The 2,915-nt window shown below is 67.2% G+C and carries 2 protein-coding genes and 2 pseudogenes; 3 read left to right on the forward strand and 1 reads right to left on the reverse strand.

The window, feature by feature from the left end; translation table 11 throughout:
- The 3 genes and pseudogenes from carB to AC1VAN_RS19525 all read left to right on the forward strand — a co-directional run.
- Positions 1 to 625: pseudogene (gene carB / locus AC1VAN_RS19515) on the forward strand (carbamoyl-phosphate synthase large subunit); the annotation flags it as partial.
- Positions 622 to 1,044 carry a transcription elongation factor GreA gene (greA, locus tag AC1VAN_RS19520; protein WP_480986508.1) on the forward strand — a complete coding sequence of 141 codons (423 nt, stop codon included), beginning with the start codon at positions 622 to 624 and terminating at the stop codon, positions 1,042 to 1,044. The pseudogene carB and the gene greA, both read left to right, overlap by 4 nt.
- Positions 995 to 1,774, forward strand: a pseudogene (locus AC1VAN_RS19525) (phosphoglycerate mutase); the annotation flags it as partial. The gene greA and the pseudogene AC1VAN_RS19525, both read left to right, overlap by 50 nt.
- A gap of 36 nt (positions 1,775 to 1,810) precedes the next feature.
- Here the strand turns inward: AC1VAN_RS19525 and AC1VAN_RS19530 are convergent.
- A complete protein-coding gene (locus AC1VAN_RS19530) occupies positions 1,811 to 2,860 on the reverse strand; it encodes a DUF1176 domain-containing protein (protein ID WP_442252242.1) in 1,050 nt (349 codons plus the stop codon).
- Positions 2,861 to 2,915: the final 55 nt, after the last annotated feature.

Genomic DNA, 2,915 nt, shown 5'->3' on the forward strand with positions numbered 1-2,915 from the left:
CTGCATGGCCGGCAAGACCCTGGAAGAGCAGGGCGCCACCAAGGAAATCGTGCCGGACTACTACTCGGTGAAGGAAGCGATCTTCCCGTTCGCCAAGTTCCAGGGCGTCGACCCGATCCTCGGGCCGGAGATGCGCTCCACCGGTGAGGTGATGGGCGTGGGCCGCAGCTTCAACGCCGCCTTCGCGCGCGCGCAGGAAGCCGGTGGCATCAAGGCGCCGCCAGTGGGCAAGGCGTTCGTGTCGGTGCGCGACCCGGACAAGAAGCGCGTGCTGCCGGTGGCCAAGGCCCTGCTGGCGCGTGGCTACAGCCTGGTTGCCACCCGTGGCACCGCAGCGTGGCTGCAGCAGCACGGCATGGACTGCGAGATCATCAACAAGGTGGTCGAGGGTCGCCCGCACATCGTCGATTCGATCAAGAACGGCGAGATCGTCTATATCGTCAACACGACCGAAGGCCGTGCCGCGATCAACGACTCGTTCTCGATCCGTCGCGAGGCACTGCAGCACCGTGTCACCTATTCGACCACCATTGCCGGTGCCAAGGCGCTGGTGGATTCACTGGAATTCCGYGGTACCGGCCCGGTCTGGTCGCTGCAGGAACTGCACAAGGAGTTGAACGCATGAGAGCACCCATCACGATGAAGGGCGCGCAGCGTCTGCGCGACGAACTGGATCACCTGAAGTCGGTCAAGCGTCCGAAGGTGATCGCCGCGATCGCCGAAGCGCGCGAGCACGGCGACCTGAAGGAGAACGCCGAGTACCACGCCGCGCGCGAGGAACAGGGCTTCATCGAAGGCCGCATCAAGCAGCTGGAAGGCGAGCTGTCGCACGCCGAGATCATCGACGTGAGCAAGCTCAATGCAGGCTCCAAGGTGGTRTTCGGGGCCAGCGTGATCCTGGCCGACGTGGAATCGGACGAAGAGAAGAAGTACCAGATCGTTGGTGATCTGGAAGCGGACATCAAACTCGGCCTGATCGCGATTTCCTCGCCTCACGGTGGCCGCGCCGCACTGGCCGGTGGCCGCATTGACCCGCCAGCGTGACGTCGGTGATGCCGCCGGCGCCTGCTGGCTGCGTGCCGATCCGGCCTGCATGGTGCCGGACATGCATGGCGCGCGGATGATGGGCCACGGCGAAACGCTGCGGCCCAGCCTGGCCGATACGCTGGCGTTGCTGCCCGTGCTGCAGCCGCTGTTTGCGGATGCAGGCTTCGTGCTGGATGCACCCGATCCGTCACGCTGGTACCTGCGCCTGCCCATCGGTACTGAACTGCCGGAGTTCGACAGCCCCGACGAGGTGCTGGGTGATGACCTGTTCTCGCACCTGCCGCCGGGCGAGGCGGGCCGTCGCTGGCGCGCACTGATGACCGAAGCGCAGGTGCTGCTGCACACCCACTCGTGGAACCAGCAGCGCGCCGCGCAGGGCCAGCAGCCGATCAATTCGCTGTGGTTCTGGGGTGGTGGCGTGATGCCGGTATCGGTGGCCACGCCGCACGCGCAGGTGCGCAGCCGCGATGCGCTGCTGCAGGGCCTGGCCCAGGCCGCAGGTGTCGCGGTGGATGGCGAGCAGTCGGTCGATGCACTGGTCGACCTGCGCCAGCTGCGCTCGCTGCAGCAGCTGGGCAACGATGCAATCCGGCCGCTGCTGGCCGCGCTCAAGCGTGGCGAGCTGCAGCGCCTGGTGCTGGATTTCGAGGACGGCCTGCAGTTCCAGCTGGATCGCGGCCAGCGCTGGCAGTTCTGGAAGAAGCCACGGCAGCTTCACGACGCCTGACGGGGTGGTAGCGCCGGGCCATGCCCGGCGGATGCCCTAGCGCGATTCCGTAACGTAGGTCGGCAGTTGCCAGTGGCGCTGACCGGCGCCCAGGCAGTGCCGGCCGACGAAGGTTGCCGCCAGCACCAGGCGGGCTCCATCCCAGGCCCAATGCCGGTCTATCCCGCAGCGGTCCGTAGCGCTTGCAAAGCCTTCTTCAAGGAACACGGCATGCGGGTAGAGCGGGAACAGCGTGGATGCAGTGATCAGCACGGGCGCAAAGGGCGTTCGGTCGCGGATCACCCAGCTGCCGGCTGGCCGGATGTAGCGGCCGGTCGTGCAGTTCAACATCGCCAGCACATGCGTTGCATCGATCCGCTCGATGCGCAGGTAGCGGGAAGAGGCTGCAGCGCAACCCGCGCCGGCCTCGGCGCGCGGTAGCAGCGCTTGCAGTAGATCGGCACGTTCGGCCAGCGCGGCATCCTCGTCGTGGGCTTCAACCAGCAGCGGTGGCGGCACCAGGCGAGGTGCCACCCGTGCGGCCGGCACGTGCGATTCCGGCCGCAAACCCTTGCCCACCAACGCCCCTGGGGTGTGCAAGCGGCCCTGTGCCTCGTCCATCTTCAGCAGCAGTGCGGCATTACCGCTCTCTGCCAATGGCCATGTCTGGCCCGCCGTGTCGGTCATCCTGACCGGCCGCCCGCGCCCCAGTGCATCCAGCAGCGCCTGCGCATGTGGCGGTGCCAGAGCCAGGCCGGCCTCAAGCGCATCCACCGGGCCGATATCACCCAGGTCCGCGCCATCCACATGCAGCCGCAGCCGGCCCTCTGGATGCACCCGCGGGCTGCGGGGCGCGCCGTCACTGCCATCAGCCAGCGACAATCGCGCCGTCACGGGGGTGTCTGGTCCAGCGGCACGCTCGATGAGCACGCCCAGCATCAACGCGGCCGGTGGGCCGAACGCCACCATCCGGCAGGTGCCTGTGTTGTCGCACGCCAGGTGTCCGTTCTGTTCAAGGAACGTGAACTGCGCGGGCGTGCCGGCGAAGCTGACAGGTGCCAGCGTCAGTGACGCCAGCGCCAGTAGAGGAAATCGAAGCGTAGTCATGTTCCAGGCTTCCGGGTCAGCGGACCGTGCTGACAAGCGTCGGCAGCGTCCAGTG

The sequence above is a fragment of the Stenotrophomonas sp. 05L44_2 genome (assembly GCF_056665995.1).

Bases quoted from the DNA above. Each gene is read 5' to 3' on its own strand.
- AC1VAN_RS19530 (WP_442252242.1), bottom strand. From the start codon at position 2,860: ATGACTACGCTTCGATTTCCTCTACTGGCGCTGGCGTCACTGACGCTG.